Origin of the sequence: Marinicella sediminis, assembly GCF_002000055.1 — a bacterium.
In the GTDB taxonomy this organism is placed as follows: domain Bacteria; phylum Pseudomonadota; class Gammaproteobacteria; order Xanthomonadales; family Marinicellaceae; genus Marinicella; species Marinicella sediminis.
Map to the genome: position 1 here is coordinate 19,338 of NZ_MVBD01000007.1, position 22,974 is coordinate 42,311.

Annotated in this window: 21 protein-coding genes and 1 tRNA gene; 16 read left to right on the top strand and 6 right to left on the bottom strand. The window is 49.4% G+C overall.

Annotated elements, in window-relative coordinates; genetic code table 11:
- Positions 1-229 precede the first annotated feature (229 nt).
- The 4 genes from B0475_RS10670 (at position 230) to B0475_RS10685 (ending at position 3,078) form a co-directional block, all read left to right on the top strand.
- Positions 230-760 (top strand): GNAT family N-acetyltransferase, encoded by a 531-nt coding sequence (locus B0475_RS10670; protein WP_157892870.1) that lies wholly within the window; start codon positions 230-232, stop codon positions 758-760.
- 85 nt (positions 761-845) lie between these two features.
- Positions 846-1,754 carry a DnaJ C-terminal domain-containing protein gene (locus tag B0475_RS10675; protein WP_077411847.1) on the top strand — a complete coding sequence of 303 codons (909 nt, stop codon included), beginning with the start codon at positions 846-848 and terminating at the stop codon, positions 1,752-1,754.
- Between the two features lie 13 nt (positions 1,755-1,767).
- A complete protein-coding gene (locus B0475_RS10680; protein ID WP_198538212.1) occupies positions 1,768-2,058 on the top strand; it encodes a chaperone modulator CbpM in 291 nt (96 codons plus the stop codon).
- 591 nt (positions 2,059-2,649) lie between these two features.
- Entirely contained in the window at positions 2,650-3,078 is a 429-nt protein-coding gene (locus tag B0475_RS10685; RefSeq protein ID WP_157892871.1) for a hypothetical protein, read from the top strand.
- Positions 3,079-3,152: 74 nt separating this feature from the next.
- Here the strand turns inward: B0475_RS10685 and B0475_RS10690 are convergent, their stop codons facing one another.
- Positions 3,153-3,539, bottom strand: a complete 387-nt coding sequence (locus B0475_RS10690; RefSeq protein ID WP_077411850.1) for a VOC family protein — start codon at positions 3,537-3,539, stop codon at positions 3,153-3,155.
- A 125-nt stretch (positions 3,540-3,664) separates the two neighbouring features.
- Between B0475_RS10690 and B0475_RS10695 the strand changes: the two genes are divergently transcribed.
- Positions 3,665-4,354 (top strand): helix-turn-helix transcriptional regulator, encoded by a 690-nt coding sequence (locus tag B0475_RS10695; RefSeq protein WP_077411851.1) that lies wholly within the window; start codon positions 3,665-3,667, stop codon positions 4,352-4,354.
- A gap of 200 nt (positions 4,355-4,554) precedes the next feature.
- Here the strand turns inward: B0475_RS10695 and B0475_RS10700 are convergent, their stop codons facing one another.
- The 4 genes from B0475_RS10700 to B0475_RS10715 all read right to left on the bottom strand — a co-directional run bounded on the left by B0475_RS10700 (position 4,555) and on the right by B0475_RS10715 (position 9,556).
- Positions 4,555-6,870 (bottom strand): M56 family metallopeptidase, encoded by a 2,316-nt coding sequence (locus B0475_RS10700; RefSeq protein WP_077411852.1) that lies wholly within the window; start codon positions 6,868-6,870, stop codon positions 4,555-4,557.
- A complete protein-coding gene (locus tag B0475_RS10705) occupies positions 6,863-7,252 on the bottom strand; it encodes a BlaI/MecI/CopY family transcriptional regulator (protein ID WP_077411853.1) in 390 nt (129 codons plus the stop codon). The genes B0475_RS10700 and B0475_RS10705 overlap by 8 nt, the downstream gene beginning before the upstream one ends.
- Positions 7,253-7,369: 117 nt before the next feature.
- Entirely contained in the window at positions 7,370-8,710 is a 1,341-nt protein-coding gene (locus B0475_RS10710) for a right-handed parallel beta-helix repeat-containing protein (RefSeq protein WP_077411854.1), read from the bottom strand.
- A gap of 78 nt (positions 8,711-8,788) precedes the next feature.
- Positions 8,789-9,556 (bottom strand): 2OG-Fe(II) oxygenase, encoded by a 768-nt coding sequence (locus tag B0475_RS10715; protein ID WP_077411855.1) that lies wholly within the window; start codon positions 9,554-9,556, stop codon positions 8,789-8,791.
- 285 nt (positions 9,557-9,841) lie between these two features.
- Here B0475_RS10715 and B0475_RS10720 point away from each other — a divergent pair, with 285 nt between their 5' ends.
- Entirely contained in the window at positions 9,842-11,293 is a 1,452-nt protein-coding gene (locus B0475_RS10720) for a metallophosphoesterase (RefSeq protein ID WP_077411856.1), read from the top strand.
- A gap of 80 nt (positions 11,294-11,373) precedes the next feature.
- Here B0475_RS10720 and B0475_RS10725 read toward each other — a convergent pair.
- Positions 11,374-11,449 (bottom strand) — tRNA-Thr (locus B0475_RS10725).
- A gap of 167 nt (positions 11,450-11,616) precedes the next feature.
- Between B0475_RS10725 and B0475_RS10730 the strand changes: the two genes are divergently transcribed.
- The 10 genes from B0475_RS10730 to B0475_RS10775 all read left to right on the top strand — a co-directional run bounded on the left by B0475_RS10730 (position 11,617) and on the right by B0475_RS10775 (position 22,971).
- A complete protein-coding gene (locus B0475_RS10730; protein WP_077411857.1) occupies positions 11,617-12,369 on the top strand; it encodes an FAD-binding oxidoreductase in 753 nt (250 codons plus the stop codon).
- A 77-nt stretch (positions 12,370-12,446) separates the two neighbouring features.
- Entirely contained in the window at positions 12,447-13,880 is a 1,434-nt protein-coding gene (locus B0475_RS10735) for an alpha/beta hydrolase (RefSeq protein ID WP_077411858.1), read from the top strand.
- A complete protein-coding gene (locus tag B0475_RS10740; protein WP_077411859.1) occupies positions 13,877-14,605 on the top strand; it encodes an ABC transporter ATP-binding protein in 729 nt (242 codons plus the stop codon). Before B0475_RS10735 ends, B0475_RS10740 begins: the two co-directional genes overlap by 4 nt.
- Positions 14,602-15,786 carry an ABC transporter permease gene (locus tag B0475_RS10745; protein ID WP_077411860.1) on the top strand — a complete coding sequence of 395 codons (1,185 nt, stop codon included), beginning with the start codon at positions 14,602-14,604 and terminating at the stop codon, positions 15,784-15,786. The genes B0475_RS10740 and B0475_RS10745 overlap by 4 nt, the downstream gene beginning before the upstream one ends.
- A 2-nt stretch (positions 15,787-15,788) precedes the next feature.
- A complete protein-coding gene (locus B0475_RS10750; protein ID WP_077411861.1) occupies positions 15,789-16,331 on the top strand; it encodes a DUF4124 domain-containing protein in 543 nt (180 codons plus the stop codon).
- Between the two features lie 63 nt (positions 16,332-16,394).
- Positions 16,395-17,477, top strand: coding sequence for a sensor histidine kinase (locus B0475_RS10755; protein WP_077411862.1), 1,083 nt, complete (start codon positions 16,395-16,397; stop codon positions 17,475-17,477).
- On the top strand, positions 17,474-18,133 hold the full coding sequence (locus B0475_RS10760; protein WP_077411863.1) for a response regulator: 660 nt from the start codon (positions 17,474-17,476) through the stop codon (positions 18,131-18,133). The genes B0475_RS10755 and B0475_RS10760 overlap by 4 nt, the downstream gene beginning before the upstream one ends.
- Positions 18,134-18,218: 85 nt before the next feature.
- Positions 18,219-20,597 carry a sialidase family protein gene (locus B0475_RS10765; protein WP_077411864.1) on the top strand — a complete coding sequence of 793 codons (2,379 nt, stop codon included), beginning with the start codon at positions 18,219-18,221 and terminating at the stop codon, positions 20,595-20,597.
- Between the two features lie 86 nt (positions 20,598-20,683).
- Positions 20,684-22,390: a proline--tRNA ligase gene (locus tag B0475_RS10770; RefSeq protein ID WP_077411865.1), complete on the top strand. Its 1,707-nt coding sequence runs from the start codon at positions 20,684-20,686 to the stop codon at positions 22,388-22,390.
- On the top strand, positions 22,387-22,971 hold the full coding sequence (locus B0475_RS10775; RefSeq protein ID WP_077411866.1) for a class I SAM-dependent methyltransferase: 585 nt from the start codon (positions 22,387-22,389) through the stop codon (positions 22,969-22,971). The genes B0475_RS10770 and B0475_RS10775 overlap by 4 nt, the downstream gene beginning before the upstream one ends.
- Positions 22,972-22,974: the final 3 nt, after the last annotated feature.

A 22,974-nucleotide genomic window follows, 5' to 3' on the forward strand; every position in this document is an offset into this window, starting at 1 on the left:
TATTCAACTCAGTCATTTGAAATGTTTATCGAGCATGGTTTAGCTGATTTAAACCGGTGTCATTTTTCGTAACTGTCATATTTCGATGAGCCCTTGATGGGCACTACACACCCTTCAAGACTGCTGCGCTCCATCGAGGCAAACTCACTATTATGACTTTTATCAAAGTCAAATGGCCTGCAATGGCCTATGCTTAATGGTCATTCATTGTTAGGCAGATATGAACATTATGAAACAACACACATTACCCTCCTGGGAATTGAAGCTAAAAGGCGGTACCCGGTTAACCATCAGACCCATTACCTTAAGTGACCAGACGATGGAAAAAGCATTTTTTGAACAACTGTCCCAGGAAAGCCGGCACTACCGGTTTTTAGGCGGTGTTTCGGAATTAAGCAGCCAGACACTGGCCAAGTTGTGCGATATGGATTACTGCCATGACATGGCATTCCTGGCTGTCATTAACAGCGGCAAAGAGGAGCAGATCATTGGAGTGGTCAGATATGCCGAAGACCCAAAGTCACCTCATGTGGCTGAATTGGCAGTGACTGTAGCTGATGATTGGCAACACCAGGGAATTGCCACTGAACTGTTAACCAGGCTGATCCAATATGCACAAAGCAAAGGAATTAAAAAAATCTATTCTGTTGACAGCTATGCCAACAGAAAGATGCAGCAACTGGCCAGCGATTTTGGCTTTAAAAGCCATCCCGACCCGGATGACAGCACCCAAGTGATTTATGAAATTGATATCAGTTGATTTAATCAGATGACAGTGACATTCCTGTGATAACAACAGAACGACTGAAAACATTGCTGATTCAATTGGCACACAAAGGCTAAATATGGATTTTAAAGACTACTATGAAATCTTGGGTTTGGATGACAAAGCTGACTTAAAAGCCATCAAAGCGGCTTATCGGCGATTGGCCAGAAAATACCACCCTGATGTCAGTAAAGATGCCAACGCTGAAGAAAATTTTAAGGCAGTGGCCGAAGCATACGCGGTACTGAAGAACCCTGAGAAGAAAGCTGAATACGATGATTTACGGCATCAGTTCCGCTCTGGTGAGTATTCAGCAAAGCAGCAATCCAGGTCAGGTGATCAGCCCCCCGGCGAATATGATTTTTCTGATTTTTTTGAATCTGTATTCAATCAGGCCAGTGCTTCAGAGCGACGTGCCAATGCGTACAGTAAACAAGCTGCCCACAAAGGTCAGGATTTGGAAATGTCGTTGGCCATCAGTCTCGAAGAAGCCTTATCTGGCGGTGATAAAACCATTTCTTTTCAGTTACCCAAAGAGCGTCAGGCGAAAACCCTGAAGGTTAAAATTCCACCCCACACCCTGGCTGGCGATTTAATCCGCTTAAAAGGCCAGGGAATGCCGGGTTCTGGGAAGGCTCAGGCAGGTGACATCTACCTGAACATTCAGTATGCACCTCATAAATACTTCGATGTGACTGGTCTGGATGTATTCCTGACGGTGCCGGTCAGTCCCTGGGAAGCGGCCCTGGGAACTCAAATCATCATCCCCACACTGACCAGCAAGCTCAACTTAACGGTCCAACCAAACAGCCAAACCGGTCAGAAACAAAGAATCAAAAACAAAGGCCTGAAAAGCAAACATGAATCAGGAGACTTGTTTGTGATTTTTAAAGTTGTGATGCCTGATTCAGGCACCACCGAAATGAATCATATCTGGCAACAAATGGCCGAAACATCTTCCTTTAACCCAAGATCTGACTGGAGCTGATGACATGCCTGCCATGATTAAATTCACCTATAGCCTGACACAACTTTATCAAACAACTCATTTATCATCGGGATTCATAGAAAAGTGTGTGGAGTACGGAATTCTTGACCCCCTGGTAAGCCAGTCGGGTGACTGGTTATTTGAAGTTGATCAGCTCATCAGGTTAAAAAAAGCAGCTCGGTTAAGGGATGATCTTGATCTCAATTGGAATGGTCTGGCACTGGCCATTGATTTGATAGATGAAGTGGAACAATTGCGCAATGAGAACAGAATCATAAAAAGCAGGTTGAAACGATTTTTGTGATTTCAAAGCTGGGTGGGCCAACACTCAAAGCAAACGATGTTTAACCGCCATTCAAGTTTCTCTGGGGCCGACCATGTTTTCACCTTCAGCCACAACAAGCCAGTTGGTATGGTGCTCACATTGACTGAGTTAACTGAATGTTCTCATCATGCGTCAATTTGACATGGCCTTATATTCAATTAACAAATCCTTCGTATAAGGCAGATCAGGCACATGTAATCTGCGCCAGGTGCGGCCTTGATAATGGCCTGGCTCAGCAAAGTTGATCAAGACCGTGTTAACCATCTGCCTGAAGCCAGGCCCTGCGATGCAACAGGAGCCGGCACTTTGCACCAGTCATTTTAAGTGTCAAAAATTGGCAGTTCATGCCCTGCACCGATTGAACCACGTCGTTTTCAGTCAAAAAAAATGACGCAAAGACAACAAATCAGTGGTTTGTGACATTTGTTATCAATGTTCACTCAGATCAAATTGTCCTTCGCCGCTGCAGTCGGTATTATTTATGTTGTGGTTGGTGAAGTTACCGCACTGAACAATCACACATCAGGTACTGGAACAGGGGGATATTAATATGGGTTTTAGAGGTGTTATGTGAGCCATTCTTTAGGTAACAATCTGTTTAATGAAATGAAGAACTGGGGTTTTATCGACCACAATGGCCAGTTCAAAAAAGGCCTTTTGATGAATGATCAGGGTAAGCGTTTATTGATTAAGCAAATATTCCCCAAAAAGTCTCCCGGACTGATTGATGTATACTTCCAATACGCCCATGTGGTGACCGTCAATGGCTATCACAAATCGGATCCCGCAGTGGTCTTGGGCTTTGACCTGAAAAATCAGGCCATTTACCCGGTGCTATACCGCAATGATCTGCTGGATCACACCATCAGTGTTTATCAGCAAGGCACTCAGGATGAAGACAAAGCCGAATGGTTATTGAAGTTCTGCACTGACTGGTTTGGTGAGTTGAATGCCGATGATTATGATCACCTTGAACAGGCTCACTTAAAAGCCGGTTGACATCAGTCTTCCCTGTCACAATCCGACTCAGATCCAACACTGAACCTGATCAACTCAGGTTCAGTGTAAAAGCCTTACTCAACCATACAAAAAGCATTCAGTTTGTTACCATCCAGATCACGGAAGTAGCCCGCATAGAAACCTTTGTCGGCAGTTTCGGGGCGAAACCCAGGTTTACCTTCATCGGTTCCACCCAGTTCCAGGGCTTTTTGATAAAAGGCATCGACTTTTTCCGGAGCATCCAGATAAACCGCCACCATGGTGCCATTGCCCGCAGTGGCTGGCTCCTTGTTAAACGGAATGGTCACAGCCATACCAGCCACTTCCATGCCCGGTGACCAGGCCACGAAATAATTCTCTTCTTCCATCGAACGACCCACGCCGATGGACTTGAACAGTTCATCATAATACGCCGTGGCGCGTGGTAAATCGTTGGTTCCTAAAGTAACGTATCCAATCATTTTGATTTCTCCGGTTGTGGTTAATTAAATAAGAAATGCCAGCTTAGCAAAGGACTGCTGACAGCATGGTGTCAGCAGTGTTTTGCTAGGCTATAATCAATCCACTTACAGTCAGGCAAAGACCCATGAGACGTGCAGACAGGTTACTGAAAATCACCCATTACCTCAGACAACACCGACAGGCGGTCACCGCCCGTCAGGTGGCTGATCACTTTGGTATTTGTAAACGCACTGTCTACCGTGACATCCAATGCCTGATGGATGCCGGCACTCCGATCCGTGGAGAAGCCGGGGTTGGTTACACCATTGATAAACATTATTACCTGCCACCAGTGACTTTTGATGCGGATGAACTGGAAGCCATTGCGCTGGGCATCAGCATGGTCAGGCAATGGACCGATGACCGCTTTGCAGAAAAAGCCAGTAGTGCATTGGACAAGGTACAAGCTGTTCTGCCAGCTGGCCTGCAGGGCGAATTACAACAAATCACTACCTATGCGGTGGACAACCGACCTGAAATTCCCTGGTCGGTGCCGTTTTCCGATCTCAGGGAACACATCCGCGGTCAGCGTAAAATTGAACTGGACTATGCCGATGAACAACAACGAAAAACCAATCGCACAGTGCGCCCATTGGCCTTGTTGTTCTTTAATCCGGTATGGTTACTGACAGGCTGGTGTGAATTGCGTCAGGACTTCAGGAATTTCAGGCTAGACCGGATCCAACAACTGACCAGCACCGAAAAGACATTCACAGATGAACCCGGCAAAAACCTGACTGCTTACCTGGCAAAAGTCCGCAGCTGTGATGGCTGAAACTATGCCATGAAAGTTTATTTTTGGACCAATTCAATGGGTGATGCTTAAATCACCCGGGCTGATTTGATCAGATTGTCACCCCTGGCGCTGCCATTTGGTCAGAACTGCTCTACATCTGGTTCAGTGTCAAGCCTATGAAGTGATTGATAAAACCACCCAAACAGGTGGTTTTATGATACACCTGTCAAGACATGTTTTTAACTCAGGGCAGCCAGTACCCGGTTGCGCTCATACTCGCTGCCAATGGCACGGGATGCTTCTTTGATCCGTGCCTTGATGGTGGCGTTAATGGGTTGTTGCTTACTGATACTGAGCAACAAATTGGCCAGTTCGAAATCAGAACCAATGTGATCTGCTGCCGATTCAATCATGCTCACCAAATGACGTTCGCTTAAATCATGCTTTAACACATCGGCATAGACTTTCTTCATTTCAAAATCAGAACCAATGTGACTGGCCAAAGCCAGGTAGGCATCAAACAAGGCATCGCTGCTGTTGGTCTGATCAATGTGTTGATTGGCAGCCAGCAGCACTTTGGCAAGTTCAAAATCTGAGCCAATATCGGCAGCTACTGCAAACAAATGCTGAACATTGGTGGCTTCCTGACCCTTACGCTCCAGGTAAGCCATCAACACTTTGGCCATCTCAAAATCGGAACCAATGCTTTCTGCGGCGTTGAAGTATGCCTGGTTGATGTCCTCCGTTTCAGGCAGTTGTGGTAACACATTGAGCATGGTTTTGGCCATTTCAAAATCAGAGTCGATGGATTGAGTGCTGGCAAAATAAGACAACCACAAATCTTCTGAACCGAGGTTTTGGGTTTCAACCAGCTTGGATAACACCTGACTGAGCTCAAAATCAGAGCCGATATCCACGGCCAGTGTCATGGCGTATTCCAGGTCATCTTCAGCTAATTGAGCCAACTCAAATAAATGGCTGAGATAGGTTTTACGTACAAAATCACTTTCAATCAGGGCCACTTCATCAAGCACGCCAGTATCACCACGGCTGTCCCGGATGCGTTCTACACGGGCCTCAGCCTGTAAGCCGGTTTCCCGCCAAACCATGGGCATAACCTCAGCCAGCCAGGCTTGTGCCGACGCATCAAAGGCTTGCTTTTTACCTTCATACCAGTAAGTATAGCCGGCATTTTCGGCATGAGTCCCAGGGGCACTTTCAATCAGGATCCGGCGTTTGATACCATCTGCCTGGTGGGTCAGGTCAAAACGACTGTTCGCAGGGAAAGCTGTGATCCGGGACTCATCATCTGTGAAGACCATGTCACCCGTTAGTTTGGCTTTGAGTTTCAATGACCTCTCATCATTACTTGAACTGAGTTTGATGTCGGTCACGCCATCATCAATGCTGATGTGGTGCGAGGATGAGCCACTGGCCTGATAGACACCTATAGACTTGGCCACCACTCCAGGGCCGGTAACCAGGATCAGTAACACGGTACTGATCAGGCCAAAGGTCCACAGACGGCTGGTTCTTTGGGAGTTTGGCTGCAGGATGTTTTCCACACGTTGCAGCAATTTACTTTTTTTGGAGGACATAGCGGGTACCATTTGAAGTTGGGGTTGAGTGCGATTGTGTTTAGCCACATCAAGCAAAGTCATGGCCAGCGCCCGGGGATTTTCAGTCCACTCGGCAGCCATGTCATCAGCCTTTTGTTCAGTGGCCTGATGGATGTGTTGCATCAGCAGGCGATTCAGAGGTTGAAAAAACAACAACACCTGAAACCATTGGGCAAACGGTAACCACCAGCCATCACGGCGTTTAATATGTGCCAATTCATGGGCCAGTGCTGCTTCAATGCGTTCAGGCGGACTGTATTGCAGAAAATCTGCCGGGCAAATCACTTCACGGCAATGAGCAACCGGTGAGCTGATCACTGTGGACTGACTGAGTTGTATGTCAGCGGGCAAACCACTGCGGCTCAGCAGGCGATTATAAATCGCCACAATGGATGCATCGCTCACCTGGATTCGTTGAGCCATCAGGATTTGCCACTGTCGTTGACACCGTGTTTGTCGCAAACCGAGTAGCGTCAAGCCAGTCAACCACAACGACAGCCAGGCCAAGGCCCCAAGGCCGGTTTCTTTAACCGGTCTGACAACTTCAGATGTCACTACAGGCTGACTGGATTCAATGACCAGAGGTAAAACCTGCGGCGCCGGGGATTCAGGGACTGAGCTCTGTTCCATGGATTGCGGTTGTTTGATTGTCGTGATCTTAGGATGGTCAGTTGATGGTTCAGCAACAGTCCACTGCCAGCTGAGGACAGACCAGCCACTCTGGGTCTTGACCAACCAGCCATTGGTTTGTGCCAGTGCCGTGAAACACCCCAGTAACAAGGCAGATTTCATCACCCATTCTCCCAGGCGGTCATAACTCAGGAGCCGCCCATGGATGGCCAATAAAACCAGACCAAGCAACACCGTTGAATGGATGAAATAATTGATGGAAAACAGCAGCACCTGGTCTGCCAGTTGGGAAATGAATTCAATCACGTTTCACCTCCTCATCTAACAGGGCTTTGATTTTCTGCAGATCGGCTTCAGAGACCGATTCCTGATCAACCAGATGATGAACCAGGGCTTCCGGCTCTCCGTTGAACAAATGATTGAGCAGGTTTGCCAACATCGATGAACGGACTTCGGCTTCACTGACCCGGGCAAAATACAGGTATTGACGGCCTGCTTTTTCGTATCCTACGATGTCTTTTTCCTGCAGCCTTTTCAACACCGTGGCCACGGTAGTCAAGGCCAGCTGTTTGTGTTGATTGAGTGCCTGGTGAACATCACTGACTGCCAGTTTGTCGTGTTGCCAGAGGACTTTCATCACGTCGATTTGTGATTGGGAGAGTTTGATTGGTTTACGGCTTTCATGCATGACAACAAGGCTAATTACTACAACTGTAGTTTAATTTAATACTACATATGTAGTTTGTCAACTTGTTTTGCTTAAAATGAACCTTTGCTCATGCTGCACAGTAACCTGTGTGGGTATCTAACCATTAAACCCTTCGACAAAAATCACATCATGATTCGGGTTATATTCATCGGCGCCAACATCCGCGTTGGGGCCACCTGATCTGCTTTCACCATCATGATCAAACAGCGCTTCAACCGGTGCCGTGACCTGATCCATCACCGTGGTGGCACTGCCCCTGAGGTGCAGATCACCGGTCGCTGGGTTGAGGAACATGCCCTGGGTCGCTGAATCCAGGTTGCCGGATGCAGTGAACGTGGCTCCATTGCGTGAGCCAATGCTGGCATCATTGAGGTTGTTGATTACCTGACTACCAGTGGTGTCAAAGCGCATTTCGATCGACAGTCTTTGGTTTTGATTGCTCAATATGGTGTTGTGCAACACCTGGGTCTGCGGTGAATCCCAGACGATGATCAGGCCATCAGAGCCGTTGCGCCTGCTGGCGCTGAATAAACCGGGAGAGGAATACACCATGTTGTTGCGGATGATACCGCCAGTATGGTCTGCACCTGATGTACGATTCACCAGCCCGAATGCAATGGCCCGGTCAACATCAATAAAAACATTGTTTTCGGCCACGGTGTTGCTGGCACCATTCCACATCAGAATGGCCGGGTTCCACAGGTTGTCACTGTCATCCGGGGTGTGAAAATTTTGAAACAGGTTGTTGCGGATCAACCAGCCATCCCCACCATGGATGTCCACCCCATTGGTATACCCGGAACCTCCTCCGCCATGGTCGGTCACCGGTGGCGAATTGGTATAGGCCATGATGGTGAATTCAACCACCCCATCATTGACACCGTTACCAAAACCGCCGGATGAGCCTTTGATGAATTGCTCTCCTGCATCCAGCAACCGCAGGTTATACAGCCACGGTGCATCGGCTGACGGATCAAACTGAATGGGATGAAAGTACACCTCACGGATGGTCAGGTTAAACACTTTGAGGTTAGCCGCATTGGTCCAGATGCCGTGGGGTACCTGGCCATAATTGGCATTTTCCATACCCTGCCCGATCAGGTTAACCGCATCACAACGGTCACTGTTGCCACGGATGGTGATGTCATCCTGTTGGATGTACAGGGTCTGATTGAGCTGGTAATCACCTGGCTCGAGCAAGATGGTGGTCCCGGGCTGGAGGTTGCTGATTACCTGATGCAGGGTCGCCACATCTGAAACCATTGCCACAACACCGCTGACCGGAGCTAAAGGCGGGGCACCCAAACAAGCAGGTGATCTGAGGGATGCTGCCACCAGCAATCCAGGTGCAGCAAAAAAGCACAGCATCATGACACCCAGTCTGAATAAACCGGATGAGGTTTTTTCGCTGCATTGGATGTTGGAAATGACCGTCATGCCCTCACTGTACCGCAGAATCTCCCACCGCGATGAGACCCGCTTCACTGAATCACCTCAGGATGATGTGCCTGATCCTCAGGGCCTGGACTTGGCTGGACTGATTTTATACACAGTGGAATGTATTTTTTCGGGGATGTTGCGGGTGTAATAATACATGGCGATCGACTTGCGTTGCCGGTCCTCCGGGCAGTTCAGTGGCTTGGGATGGCCATGAAAAGAGTTTTCATCGGTATTGAACACCGAAATGCGATTGAAGATCGGTTCAATCTCAACTTCCATCCTTGAAATATCATGGTTCCATAACTCCAGATTCCCTCCGTATTCCGGCAACCACTTTTTATTGAGGTAAATCAACACATTGATCCGCCGGGTGAATTGGGTTCTTGGATGGGCATTGAAATCGGCATGAACTTCTAACCTGCCCCTTGGTAACACTGAGTGCAGACCGCCACCCACCAGGTCCGGATCTGGTAAAAGATCGGGTATCCCTGTCAGTTTTTCCAGAAAACTCAGGAAGGGCCTGGCATTCAATTCATAAATCAGGTGCCGGGTGAACATCGGAATCATTGAGTCATGACTGGTCCCGTTCTTGTGCCATTCCACCACATTCCTGAACTGCGTCCAATCTTCTTGTTGTTCAGGTTCGGCAAACTCCCGTTCGACCACATCCAATACTTCCGGGGCAAAAAAATCATCAATGGCGATGTGTGGAAACGGCGAACCATTGATGTATTCACTGTGCCAGTCTTGCACATGATCTGCCATGAACTTGAGTGGCAGGTAGGATTGATTTTCTGACAAGTACCGAAGTGCCTTGCGGTACTTCAGGAATGACAACAACATATCGGTTTTCCTCTGAAAAAGTCTGGCTCACCAACCTCAGCTGACCAGACAGCCATTTTTTGCTTACTCATCACTGAAGAGTGAATCTGAGACCCCGGTTTTTTCGCAGTTAGCGATTTTTGGATTTTAAACGATGAAGCTGATAAATCATACGTCCAGACGGTGGTTTTTATGACCACCATGATCAATGTCAAAAATGGCCCATAAAATAATGACGGGTTGAAACTGGCTGCTTGTTCAATATGTGCTATTCTGTATATGTAAATTTAACAATATGGGGGAAATATGAAATTCAGAGATCTTCACGGTGGTGCCTCAGGCCATAAAGGCTGGCTGGCCAGTGGCATGCTTCTGTTCAGCTCACTATTGTCCGCTGAGGTAATTACCAGCTATGTTTTGTACGGCCAGAACACTTCAGGAGATGCCACACCCATGGCCAGAGTGATCGTTGATGGGGTTGACCAATCCTGTCCCGCTCTGCTTTCAGCACACGGGTCGCCAATAACCACCCATGCCAGAATCAATCCTGATCCGGCACATTTCCCAATCACCGTGTGTGAGGCCCTTTATCCTTTTGACCAGGCGTTACAAGTGGCAAACAGTCAGGTAACACTGCCCGTGGTAGACAAAAAAATCAAAACAGTTGCGGTGTTTGGTGACACCGGTTGTAAGCCGTCTCACCAGGATTGCTCAGCACAATCAAGCAACTGGCCATTTCCCGGTCTGATCAAAGCCGCCGCAGGGAAAGATCCTGACGTGGTGCTGCACATGGGCGACTATAATTACAGCGGCACACCGGGAACCATCACCATAAATGGGGTTGGCCCGGTTTCGGTTTATGATGCCGGTGACAACACCACCCAGGGCATGTGCCGGATTCCAGGCGCCAGATACGGCCAAAACTCGGCGGGCAGCCAACAACCAGACAGCTGGGTCCACTGGCAGGCGGATTTTTTCTCCGCTGCCCAACCGTTGTTTTCGCTTTCGCCATGGATCTTCGCCAGAGGTAACCACGAATTGTGTTCCCGGGCCGGGCCGGGCTGGTTCTACCTGTTGGATCCGAACTCCGCCTTACTGGGCCAGTATCAGCAACAACTCAACTGTCCCTCCGCCGACAACCCCACTCCGGACGTATTGTCCGCACCTTATGTGATCGACTTAAGTGGTTTGAATGTGGCTGTGCTGGACTCCGCCAATGCCTGTGATGCCGGTTCGCTGTTTGTCAACAGCTACGAAAATCAACTGGCCCTGATGAATCAGCTGATCCGGAACGCAGGTCAGGATGAGGCCACCTGGGTACAAACCCACCGCCCACTGTGGGGAGTGGATCAACTTGATGACAACGGTAATTGTGGCAGTGATCCGGGTAAATACTGCATGATCAATCAAACCTTACAACGCGCCATGAACAGCCAGCCACTGGACGCAACCGTGCGGCTGATTATGTCCGGTCACATGCACCGATTTCAGGTTGCTGATTTTAAATCAGCCAAACACCCTGATCAGTTTGTGATCGGAAACAGTGGGGTCAGGTTATCAGGCATGCACCCAAAAACAACCCAAAAGCTGATCATAGATGGCCACCAGGCAACGGTCATGGGGCTTGACCAGTTTGGCTTCATGGCATTCAGTCTGCAGAAACACAATCAATGGCAGGGTGAGGTACTGGACAGTCAGAGCAATGCCTTGCTGACCTGTGATTCGGAACACAAACCGATATGCACAAAACCCGATTGAAATCCGTGGCCACTGCGTTCTTCAAGTGGAGCTGAACGGAAAAATGATGAATATTGAGGTAGCAAAGGGAAGAAAACAGATGGTGCCGACACGAGGAGTCGAACCCCGGACCTACTGATTACAAGTCAGTTGCTCTACCAACTGAGCTATGTCGGCACTGTGTTGGTTGGCTCGTATAAAACGAGGATGCGAAGTATAGTCAAGTTTAGCACATTGTTCAACTTTTTTTTGTCAAATCCATTGGTCACCAATATCTTGGTAGATGCTTCTCATTTGCGGCCATTCTTGCGATAATGAAGGGCTTTGATAAGGCTCTATAAGCAATGACTCCACTTAAATTAACCATGCAGGGCATGGAACCACTGAATGACAACACCGTCAACATACGTTTTTCTGTGGATTCTGAACAACCCTTTGTGGTCATTGCCGGGCAGTTCCTGCGTTTGCACTTCACCCAAAACGATGGTTTTGAAACATTCAGGAGTTATTCTGTGGCAACAATTTTCCCGGAGGAAAAAGCCATCCTGGACGACATTGAAATTGCCGTTTCCTGGGTGCCAGGCGGTTTGGCCACTGAGAAGCTGTCAGCCATGAAAGTGGGTGAACAAATGGATGCCACCGGCCCTTATGGCCGCTTTTGTCTGCTGCCTGACCGGCACGACCGGTATTTCCTGATTGCTACCGGCACGGGTGTCACGCCTTACCGGGCCATGCTCAGGGAAATTGAACTGCGGTTACAATCAGGCTCTGAGTTTTATGTGGTGATGGGTGCACAGGATGAATCAGGCTTGTTGTATGAAGCTGATTTCATGGCCATGGATGAACGTCATGAAAACTTTCACTATGTCCCTTGTTTATCCAGGAATCAACGTCCAGAACCAAAGGGTAATGATCAGTCCGGTTATGTCCAGCATTATCTGGCCGGACATGATTTTGATCCTGAAAATGACATTGCCTACTTATGTGGCAACCCCAACATGGTGGATGAGGCTTTTAAATTGCTCAAAGAAAAAGGCATGCCGGTGCCGTTGATCAAAAGAGAAAAATACGTCAGTCCACCGGTGCGTAAAAAATAATCCGCTGTGACCATTGGTACATGCAATTCCATTCTTGAAAATTCTATAATCATTAACGTTAAACAGCTTACAAATCTATGAAAAAATCTCTCTGCCTGGCTTTTGCCTGGTTGTCTGTTGGTCATGCCAGTGACCTGGAACTGAAACCCTGCTTCATTGGTGCCGATGGTTCTTCGGTCAGCACCGCTGCCCATTGCGGCACATTGACCGTTCCTGAAAACCGCGACCAGCCTGAACGCACAATTGACCTCAACCTGGCGGTCATCAAATCAACCTCAACAGAAAAACTCAATGACCCCCTGCTGCTGCTGGCCGGAGGACCGGGGCAAGGTGCGGTCGACACTTTTGCGGGCCTGGTTAACATCTTTAAGGCACTGCTGCCTCACCGGGACCTGGTGATGGTTGACCAGCGAGGTACCGGCCAGTCAAATCCACTGCGTTGTGAGGTGAGCCCGGAAGACCTGGAAACCTTGAGCGACCTCAATTCTGACGCCTGGAAAGCCTGGACCAAAGACTGTCATGACAGCCTGGATGCGGACACCCGCTATTACACCACCAGCGAAGCCATTAGAGACCTGGAGGCTGTCAGACTGGCGCTGGGGGTTCAACAATGGAACCTCTATGGCGGCTCGTATGGTACCCGTAAAGCCCTGACATATATGAACATGTTTCCTGAATCGGTGCGTTCAGTTGTGCTGGATTCGGTGGTCGCTCAGGAAGAAGCATTGGGCACATCTCACGAAGCCAACCTGCGACAAACCCTGACCCGGGTGTTCCGGCTTTGTGACGCCGATGAAGCCTGTAACGAAGCGTTTGGTGATGCCGAACAGCAAATGTGGAAATTCCTCGATGGCCTGAAAGAAACTCCCATCACGCTGCGGTTACAAAACTCGGACACCGGTCGCTATGAAACCGTCACCATGACCCGTGATTATGCGGTCTTGGCTTTGCGCATGTTCAGTTACTCCCCAGAGACCATGGGTCTGATCCCGCTGATGGTATCACTGGCCAACAACGGTCAACCGGAAACCATGGCGCATCAATCTCTGATGGTGATGAACAGCCTCAACCAGGGCTTGAACAATGCCCTGGAAATGTCTGTAACCTGTGCCGAAGATGTGCCGTTCATGCCCAAGGAAACCAACCAAACCAATTCACTGTTTGGCGACAACCTGTTTGAATTGATGCACGCCCGATGCGAGCTTTGGGATTCCATTGTGGTGGATGATTCATTCAAAGCCCCGGTAGAGTCAGACATTCCTACACTGTTGCTGTCAGGTGAATATGACCCCGTCACTCCACCAGAATTTGCCGACCAGGCCATGGAAACGCTGAGCAACGCGCAACACCTGGTGGCCAAAGGACAAGGACACATTGTCGGCACACGTGGCTGCATGCCCGGGGTGGTTACCGACTTCATCAAAGACCCTGAAGCAGAACTCGACAGCAGTTGCATGAAAAACTTCCGCGACTTTTCTTTTTTCATCAACATGAATGGACCCAAAGAATGATACACGTAGACCAAATCAGTAAATCCTTTGGTGAAGTACAGGCTGTTAAAAACGTCAGCCTGACAGCCGAAGACGGTAAAATCACCGCCTTGCTGGGCGCCAATGGTGCAGGAAAAACCACCTCCATGCGAATGATCTATGCGTTGATCACTCCGGAAACCGGCCACGTGACCGTGGACGGCATCGATTCAAAGAATGATCCGGTTGCAGCACGGGCCAGAATGGGTGTTTTGCCTGATGCCAGGGGCTTGTACAAGCGCCTGACAGCCCGTGAAAACATCGCTTATTTTGGCCGCTTACAAGGTATGAGCGAAAGCGACATCCAGCGCCGTGCCGATGAACTCATTGAACGATTGGGAATGAGCAAATTTGCCGACCGGCAGACCGATGGCTTCTCACAGGGTCAACGGGTCAAAGTGGCCATTGCCAGGGCCCTGGTTCATGACCCGCAAAACATCTTACTCGATGAACCCACCAATGGCCTGGATGTGATGAGTACCCGGGCAATACGGGCCTTCCTCAGGGAAGAAAAAGCCCGTGGCAAATGCATCCTGTTTTCTTCTCACGTGATGCAGGAAGTCTCGGCAGTCTGTGACGAAATCACCGTGGTGGATGCCGGGGTAGTCAGGGCCGTTGGCTCTGAGGCTCAATTGCTGGAAATGTCCGGACAGCACAACCTGGAAGACGCCTTTGTACACTTGGTAACCCAGGGAGGTGACGCATGATAACCAAAGCATTCAAAACCGTGTTCTTCAAAGAAGTGATGGAGAACCTGAGAGACAAAAGAACCCTGATGTCATCGGTGATCATGGGCTCATTCATGGGGCCATTATTTGCCCTGGGCATGATTTCTATGACCGCGCAAATGGGCAAGGAAAAAGCCGAAAAACAACTGGAATTGCCAGTAATTAATATGCAGTTTGCGCAAAACCTGGAAAAACACCTGCTGTCCAATGACGTCAAAATCCTTACTCTGGATAAAACGCCAGAGGCGGCAATCAAAGACAAGGATCACGATGTGGTACTCGAAATTGATGAGTCGTTCAGTGACGCCATGCAAGCCGGCACCCCGGCGAAGGTCAAAGTCTATTACGACGCTTCGGCAAAGGGAGCAGCCAATGTTTCGGTGCGGCGGGTCAAAGCGCTGATCAATGGATACTCATCAAGCATTGGAGCCATGCGCCTGCAGTTGCGGGGTGTCTCACCCAACCTGATGAATGTGGTTAAAATTGAAAACCATGACCAGGCCACATCACAATCCAAAGGCGCTCAGCTGATGCTGTTCCTGCCGTATTTCCTGATCATGGGTTTGTTTGTTGGCAGTATGTATCTGGCCATTGACACCACAGCGGGTGAAAAAGAGCGGAAATCTCTGGAGCCCTTGTTCCTCAACCCGGTCAGTCGCACGTCCATCCTGTCAGGCAAGCTGGCGGCAACCGTGAGTTTTGGGCTACTGACCCTGATCCTGACATTGATCGCCTTTAAATTGACATTGCCGTTCTACCCGATGAAAAAATTGGGCATGTCACTGACCCTGGGCCTGGATGATTTGCTGGTCATGCTGGTGGTGCTGATTCCTTTGGCTGTTTTAGCTGGCTCGGTACAGACCATCATTGCTGCCTTCAGCAAGTCTTTCCGCGAAGCCCAAACCTATGTCAGTGTGGTGATGTTCATTCCTTTGATTCCGAGCATGCTGCTGATGTTCATGCCCATTAAGGAAAAGCTGTGGATGTATGCCATCCCCATTCTGAATCAAAACATCGTCATCAACAGCATCATCCGTGGTGAACAAATCGGTGCGGCAGCCATCGCCCTGACTGTCTTGGCCACCCTGATTCTGGGCCTGGCACTTGCATGGTTTGCAGTAAGACTGTATAACAAAGAAAGTATGTTGTTTACGGACTGAAAATGAGAAAACCATCCATTGCTTTGTTGTTGGCGGCTGTATCACTGAGTGTGCTGGCCGCCGACGAGAAAAAAATCTACAAATACACCGATGAAAACGGGGTCACCCATTACACCGAAACCAAGCCCAATGACAATTATGAAGAGGCTGATTTACCGCAGCTATCAGTGGTGCCTTCGATTGCCCCAAAACCCGCATCGGTCAGCTCAACAACAGCTGATGATGATGAAGGAAGCAGCGAAGTTGCTGAAGTCAAAGAATTCAAACTGCTTTCCCCTGCCGATCAACAGAACCTGTGGGGCACGGGTCTGAAACTGACTGCCCGCACCACTGCACTTACCGAAGCCCAGAAACAACTGTATCAGATCCAGTTTGTGATTGATGGCAAAGCCCAAACCCCAACCAACAGCAGTGAACAAACCTTTGAAAACATTTTCCGGGGTGAACATCAACTGCAAGCCAGGCTGCTGAACAGACAAACCAGTGATGTGGTGAAACAAACGCCCACAATCACCTTTTACATGCATCAAAACACAAAAAAGTAGATAACGGCCGGAACCGCACCAACAAAGCCCGGCCGGATCGAATTCGTTGACCCTGTGCTGACCATGCTGACTTTATTAACCGGCTGTCTGACTGGCATGACTGTGCTGGCTGCCTGGCGACAACATTCCTGGGTCTTGCTGATCATGACGCTGTTGTTGCTGACCTCAGTGACCTTGTCCCTGACCACTGGTTTTTGGTCTGTACCACCACTGTTTGGTGTGTTGATCATGTTGTCTGCGACCGTGCTGTTGGCCGACCCACTGAAACATTTTCATCAGCTGATGCAATTGAGCACTCTGCTCACTTTACACCTCACCGCTGCTGCACTGACATTGACCACCAGCCTGGTGTTGTTGACTGTGGCAGTGTTGCTGGTTGTGATGATCAGGATGGTACGCCAACAAGGCACAATGAAGCAGCTGGTCCTGTTGGCGTTGTGCCTGTTAAGCCTGCCGGGCACCCTTGACACCCTTGTGGTCATTGTGGCTGTGATGTTGACCATTTGGCTGATTCGCACGCTCAGTCAATCCGCCGCGGGCGATCAACAATCAACAATCTCGGTTTCCTTTGAAACGGCCGAGGACATCAGAAGCAAAGAGCGCAGTCGCATCTATCAGAACATCCACGATGACGTGGGCGCAGATTTACTCAAACTGATTTACCAAACCACCGATGAAAACCAACGCCTGGCCATCAAGAACATCATGGATCGTTTGCGTGAGGCGGTGGCACAAACCACCCATCGTCGCCTGGAACTCAGCGAATTATTGGCAGAAATCTGTACTGAGACCGCTGCCAGCTGTCAGGCTGCCGGCATTGACTTTGAACAACAACTGTCCGTTGATCAACACACCGTGAACCTTGATCTGCCTACTCATTTACAACGCATGATCAAAGAATTAACTACCAACAGCATCAAACATGCGCAAGCCACTGTTATTCAGTTAACCGCCCGAACAGAACATGATGTGTTACATTTAACATTCTGTGATGACGGATCCGGCATCAGCGCAGACACCAATCTGCCACAGGGCAAAGGGCTGCTGTCACTGCGTCGCAGGGCTTTGCAGCATGGCGCCACCATCGATTGGCAACCGGCAAACACCAAAGGTACAATGGTCACCCTGAAGGTACCGCTGAAATGAAGCAGCAGCAGACGCAGGTGTTGTTACTGGAAGACCTGCCCCATGTCAGTGAGTGGGTCAGCCAGGCCATTGAAGTGGCATTTTCTGAGGGCCTCAACATCACCCTGGCAACCACCCTGGCTGAAGGTTTACTGGCGGTGAAAGAACAATCATTCAGCATGGCTCTGATTGACATTGGATTACCTGATGGCAGTGGCCTGGATGTACTGAAACAATTGATACAGCATCAACCACAATGCCTGAATATCATGTCGACCATATTTGACGATGATCAGCATGTGTTTCAGGCCTTGCGCCTGGGTGCCAAAGGATACATCCTTAAAGACCAGTCTAAAGCTGACATGGCTAAGATGCTACAGGGGATATCACTTGGGCACTATCCGATCTCACCGGCCATCGCCAACAAATTGCTGCACTTTTTTCAACCCCAGGAACAACCACAGCCGGAACCACCACTGACCCACCGCGAAAACGAAGTCCTGACCTTGCTGGCCAAGGGCATCACCGTACCCAAAGTGGCTGAATTACTTGGCATCAAAGCCAGCACCTGTTACGGCTATGTCAAAGACATTTACCGCAAACTCAACATCAACTCAAGAGCCGAAGCCACACTGGCTGCCACCCGCATGGGGCTGATATCCCCTCAAGCTGACTGAGCAGAGACAAACCCGGGGGCTAAACCCGACTTTACAAAAACATCTACGAAATCTATAATAGTTGTGAATCATACCGGTGAAACACATGCGCCTCTTCTTCATTTTGTTTTGCATTCTGACCTGTGTTAACACGGGCTACGCTCAATCCATTGACCTGAGTAAACCCCACGAGACATGGCAATCTGCGGGCTCCGGGCCGGTGGCTCATGCCCATCTGAAAAACTCCGGACAAAACCACAAAAGTCAGCTCATCAGTGAGGGACCGTTTATCAGTTATCAGGTCAATGTCAATGAATCGGGCTTTGACCTCACCAACGATGCAGGCAATGAGCCCTCCATTGCAGTGAATCCACTGAATCCCAAACAAATCGTCATCGGCTGGCGCCAGTTTGATAACATCAACAGTGATTTCAGACAGGCTGGCCTGGCCTGGTCCAATGATGGTGGACTGACCTGGAACAACAACGGCCCCCTGGAAGCTGGCGTGTTTCGCAGTGATCCGGTATTGGCTGCAGACGCCGATGGTACATTTTTTTATCAAAGCCTGGCCGTCAGGGACACCAATGGAATGCCCGGCATCCAATCGGATGACACCTTCAGCGTTGATCAGTGGCGTTCAACCGATGGCGGGCAAAACTGGTTTGATAAAACCAATGCCATTGGCGGAGACAAAAGCTGGTATGCGATCGACCACAGCAACACAGAAAACCGCGGTAACATCTATGCCGCATGGAATCTGGCAGGCAACAACCACTACCCCAACAGTTTCAATTATTCAGTGGATAATGGCCAGTCATTCAGTGCCCCGGAGGTATTGCCTAATTCCCCTATTTTTGGCACCGTGGCGGTGGGTTTTGATGGTGAAGTATATGTGGCTGGCGTCAATGGAGAAACCAGCCTGAATGACATCCAGCTGATCACCACCAATAACCCCATATCAGCAATGTTTCCTGATTTCGGCCCGGTTCCGGCCTTCCTCAATCTGGGCGGCACATTGGGTATAGGCGGAGTTAACCCTGTGGGTTTATTGGGTCAGGTTTGGGTGGCCACTGACCGTTCTGAACGTCACACACGGGGACGCATTTATCTGGCTGCTTCTGTCGACCAATTTGGCACTGATCCGTTGGATGTCACCTTTATCCGCTCTGTCAATGGCGGACAAACCTTCAGCACCCCAATGAAAATCAACGAAGACAACAGCGACCTCAACTGGCAATGGTTCGGTACCATGGGGGTCGCCCCCAATGGCCGCATTGATGTGGTCTGGCTGGACACCCGTAACCATGGCAGCTCTCTGTCAGCCAAAACCCGGTCACAGTTGTTCTACAGTTATTCCTATGATGGCGGGGTGAGCTTCTCTGATAACCAGGCAGTGTCTGCTGATTTTGATCACACCCTGGGCTATCCGGTGCAACAAAAAATGGGTGATTACATCGACATTGTCTCAGCCAATTCAGGAGCTCATGTGGCCTACACCGCAACTTTCAGCGGTGGACAGGATGTGTATTACATCCATATCAAACCTTCAGCGGTCGAGGAAAACCCATATTTTCCCAGTCATCAGATGGATGGTATCTGGCACAACCCGGACATCCCTCGCCAGGGTATCATCAGCAAGACCCTGGTCCAAAATCCCAGCTCAGAGCAAGCCCAGGTGATAAATTTTGAAGCGGTGTTTACCGAAGAACCCGGAGGTCAGCCCACCTGGTTTGTGCTGCAAACTGATCACCCCCTCAGCGGAGATGAAATCAGTTACATGGTCCTTTTTCCAACCGGTGACCTGGCCGTTGACGGCACACCGCTTCGTCCCATTGGTATGGTCACCAAATCCCGTCTTTATGACAGCAACAACGAACTGCTCAGAAACCGTGTGCGCTACGCTTTTGACATGACCGATTCAGTCATTGACCAGCTCAGTGAACTGGCAGTTTTTGACCAGGATTTTTTCACTGGTAATCCGTTTTATGGCCAATCGCTGGTCATTGAACTGCAACCTGTGATTGCCACAGAACAAAGCCGTGAAGTCCACTGTTTGATGCAAAATCTGGTTACTGAAAATCCCCTTGAGCGCAATGAAGGACGCGTTCCGGTGATCTATCAGCAACAGGGCGAAGCACATATGTTTGTCGCCGATTTCACCTATCAAAAAACCACCGAAGCCGATGGTAGCCAAACCTTGATATTGGATGATGAAGGACTGGCCATCCCCACCTGGGAAACCAGCAATACCCTTTCTGGTGACTGGCTGAAAGGCGATGTGATGATCAACGGCATTGGTCGCCCCAATGGTGGCAATGGGTTTTTCCGGGTCAATGACACCGACCCCGGCCTGACTCAGATCGCCACCGAAAACCTGCAGGTTACTGCACAATATCAACTCACCAGCGAACGCGATAACGGCGCTTCAGAAGTGCTCAATGCCGTCGCATTAAACAGCTATTGTGGCACCGACATGAATCTCTGAACCGGACCCGATTAGGCGTATTAATTACGGCAGAAAAAGACAGAATCAGTTAAGATAGCGCTGTTTTTTACCGCATTATTTTAACCATGAGAACCACGGCATTTCATTTAGTCACCAGAAAGGAAACCCCACAGGACGCTGAGATCATTTCACATCAACTGATGATTCGTTCAGGCATGATCAGAAAACTCGGCGCGGGCTTGTATACCTGGGCACCACTGGGCCTTCGGGTTTTACAGAAAGTGGAACAGATCATTCGCGAAGAAATGAATGCGGCCGGAGCCCTGGAAATGCTGATGCCGGCGGTACAACCCAAAGAATTGTGGGAAGAAACCGGTCGCATTGATGACTTTGGCGGCCAGCTACTGGCCATCCATGACCGAGCTGAACGGGATTATTTCTTCGGCCCCACTCATGAGGAAGTGATCACTGATTTTGTGCGTAATGAAATCAATTCATACAAACAACTGCCCATCAATTTCTACCAGATACAAACCAAATTCCGCGATGAAATCAGACCCCGTTTCGGAGTGATGCGCTCACGTGAGTTCATCATGAAAGATGCCTACTCCTTCCATTTGGATCAGCAGTCACTGGAAGTCACGTACGAGGCAATGAAGCAGGCCTATACCAAAATCATCAATCGCATTGGGCTGGAGTTCCGTTGTGTGTTGGCTGATTCTGGTGCCATTGGTGGTTCGGGTTCTCAGGAATTCCATGTTATTGCTGATTCCGGCGAGGATGCCATCATGTACTCAGACACCGGAACCTATGCGGCCAATCTGGAAAAATGTGCGGCGGTTAGTTTGCTGGACAATCGGGCGGAAGCCACTGAAGCCATTAATAAAGTCGCAACGCCAACGCAAAAAACCATTGAAGAAGTGGCTGAGTTTCTCAAACTCAGAAAAAACCAAATGATCAAAACCCTGCTGGTGGCAGGCACTGAACAACCTGTGGCGCTGGTGGTACGCGGAGATCACAGTCTCAATGAAGTGAAAGCCGTCAATCTGGAGTCAGTGGCCAGCCCATTGCGCATGTTGAATGACGAAGAAATTAAAGACCTGGCAGGTTGTGAAGCCGGCTTCATTGGCGTCAAAGACCTGGCGTGTCAGATCATCGTCGACCGCACAGTGGCCAACATGAGTGATTTCACTTGTGGGGCCAACGAAAATGGTTATCACCTCAGCGGTGTTAACTGGGACCGCGATGCCAGTTATCATGCCGTTGAAGACCTGCGTGATGCCGAGGTAGGCGACCCCAGTCCTGACGGAACAGGCACCCTGCAAGTGGCCCGGGGCATCGAAGTGGGCCACATCTTTCAGCTGGGCAGCAAATACTCCAAAGCCATGAATGCCGTGATCCTCAATGAACAAGGCAAATCCCAGGCCATGGAAATGGGTTGCTATGGCATGGGCGTGACGCGTATGGTGGCCGCGGCCATCGAGCAAAATCATGACGACAAAGGCATCATCTGGCCGGCCAACATTGCACCATTTGCTGTGGCCATTTTGCCGATGAATTATCAAAAATCTGAACGCGTCAGAAGAGCCGCTGATGATTTGTATGAACAACTGTTGTCGATGGGTATTGAAGTGATTCTGGATGACCGCAAAGTCAGACCGGGGTTCATGATGTCAGATTTTGAACTGCTGGGCATTCCCCATCAGGTGATCATTGGCGACCGGGCACTGGATGAGGGTGAAGTTGAATATCGTGACCGACGGGACATGGCGTCCACCCGGGTGAATCATGATACAATCATTCAATTCCTGACCGATCGCCTCCAGGCATGACCAAAAAAGTAAAGAACTCACTCAAAGACTCGGCTTTGTTTCTTAAACACGCCATCACCAGTCCCATGCAGGTGGCATATTTCATGCCTTCATCACCCTGGTTGATTGATCAGGTGGCCAAATGCGCACATTTAAGTGATGCCAGGCACATCATGGAACTGGGCCCCGGAACCGGTGGTACGACCCGCGGGATCTTGAAATACATGCAACAGGATGCTGAGCTGATCAGTGTTGAAATCAATCAGAAATTCATTGACCACATTGAAAAGACCATCACCGATGAACGCTTGTCAATGAGCAACAAAGGTGCACAGAACCTGGTGGAAATCATGACTGATCACGACTGGGATTCGGCCGATGTGATCATCTCCGGCATACCTTTCACCACTTTACCCAAAGGCATGGACCGGGCCATCATGCAATCCATTCATGACGCCCTTAAACCAGGTGGTATTTTTCTTGCTTATCAATTTCGTGATCATGTGAGCAAATTAGCCCAACCCTTGTTTGGTGAATACACCTTTAAAAAAGTCGAATTCAAAAACATCCCTCCAATGCGGATTTATACCTGGCAAAAATGAGCC

What these genes read in the sequence shown, in the direction of transcription:
- B0475_RS10755 (WP_077411862.1), top strand. Translation starts at nt 16,395, where the DNA reads ATGCTGACTTTATTAACCGGCTGTCTGACTGGCATGACTGTGCTGGCT.
- B0475_RS10670 (WP_157892870.1), top strand. Translation starts at nt 230, where the DNA reads ATGAAACAACACACATTACCCTCCTGGGAATTGAAGCTAAAAGGCGGT.
- B0475_RS10735 (WP_077411858.1), top strand. Translation starts at nt 12,447, where the DNA reads ATGAAAAAATCTCTCTGCCTGGCTTTTGCCTGGTTGTCTGTTGGTCAT.
- B0475_RS10680 (WP_198538212.1), top strand. Translation starts at nt 1,768, where the DNA reads ATGATTAAATTCACCTATAGCCTGACACAACTTTATCAAACAACTCAT.
- B0475_RS10720 (WP_077411856.1), top strand. Translation starts at nt 9,842, where the DNA reads ATGAAATTCAGAGATCTTCACGGTGGTGCCTCAGGCCATAAAGGCTGG.
- B0475_RS10730 (WP_077411857.1), top strand. Translation starts at nt 11,617, where the DNA reads ATGACTCCACTTAAATTAACCATGCAGGGCATGGAACCACTGAATGAC.
- B0475_RS10715 (WP_077411855.1), bottom strand. Translation starts at nt 9,556, where the DNA reads ATGTTGTTGTCATTCCTGAAGTACCGCAAGGCACTTCGGTACTTGTCA.
- B0475_RS10710 (WP_077411854.1), bottom strand. Translation starts at nt 8,710, where the DNA reads ATGACGGTCATTTCCAACATCCAATGCAGCGAAAAAACCTCATCCGGT.
- B0475_RS10745 (WP_077411860.1), top strand. Translation starts at nt 14,602, where the DNA reads ATGATAACCAAAGCATTCAAAACCGTGTTCTTCAAAGAAGTGATGGAG.
- B0475_RS10775 (WP_077411866.1), top strand. Translation starts at nt 22,387, where the DNA reads ATGACCAAAAAAGTAAAGAACTCACTCAAAGACTCGGCTTTGTTTCTT.
- B0475_RS10690 (WP_077411850.1), bottom strand. Translation starts at nt 3,539, where the DNA reads ATGATTGGATACGTTACTTTAGGAACCAACGATTTACCACGCGCCACG.
- B0475_RS10705 (WP_077411853.1), bottom strand. Translation starts at nt 7,252, where the DNA reads ATGCATGAAAGCCGTAAACCAATCAAACTCTCCCAATCACAAATCGAC.
- B0475_RS10760 (WP_077411863.1), top strand. Translation starts at nt 17,474, where the DNA reads ATGAAGCAGCAGCAGACGCAGGTGTTGTTACTGGAAGACCTGCCCCAT.
- B0475_RS10765 (WP_077411864.1), top strand. Translation starts at nt 18,219, where the DNA reads ATGCGCCTCTTCTTCATTTTGTTTTGCATTCTGACCTGTGTTAACACG.
- B0475_RS10740 (WP_077411859.1), top strand. Translation starts at nt 13,877, where the DNA reads ATGATACACGTAGACCAAATCAGTAAATCCTTTGGTGAAGTACAGGCT.
- B0475_RS10750 (WP_077411861.1), top strand. Translation starts at nt 15,789, where the DNA reads ATGAGAAAACCATCCATTGCTTTGTTGTTGGCGGCTGTATCACTGAGT.
- B0475_RS10770 (WP_077411865.1), top strand. Translation starts at nt 20,684, where the DNA reads ATGAGAACCACGGCATTTCATTTAGTCACCAGAAAGGAAACCCCACAG.
- B0475_RS10695 (WP_077411851.1), top strand. Translation starts at nt 3,665, where the DNA reads ATGAGACGTGCAGACAGGTTACTGAAAATCACCCATTACCTCAGACAA.
- B0475_RS10675 (WP_077411847.1), top strand. Translation starts at nt 846, where the DNA reads ATGGATTTTAAAGACTACTATGAAATCTTGGGTTTGGATGACAAAGCT.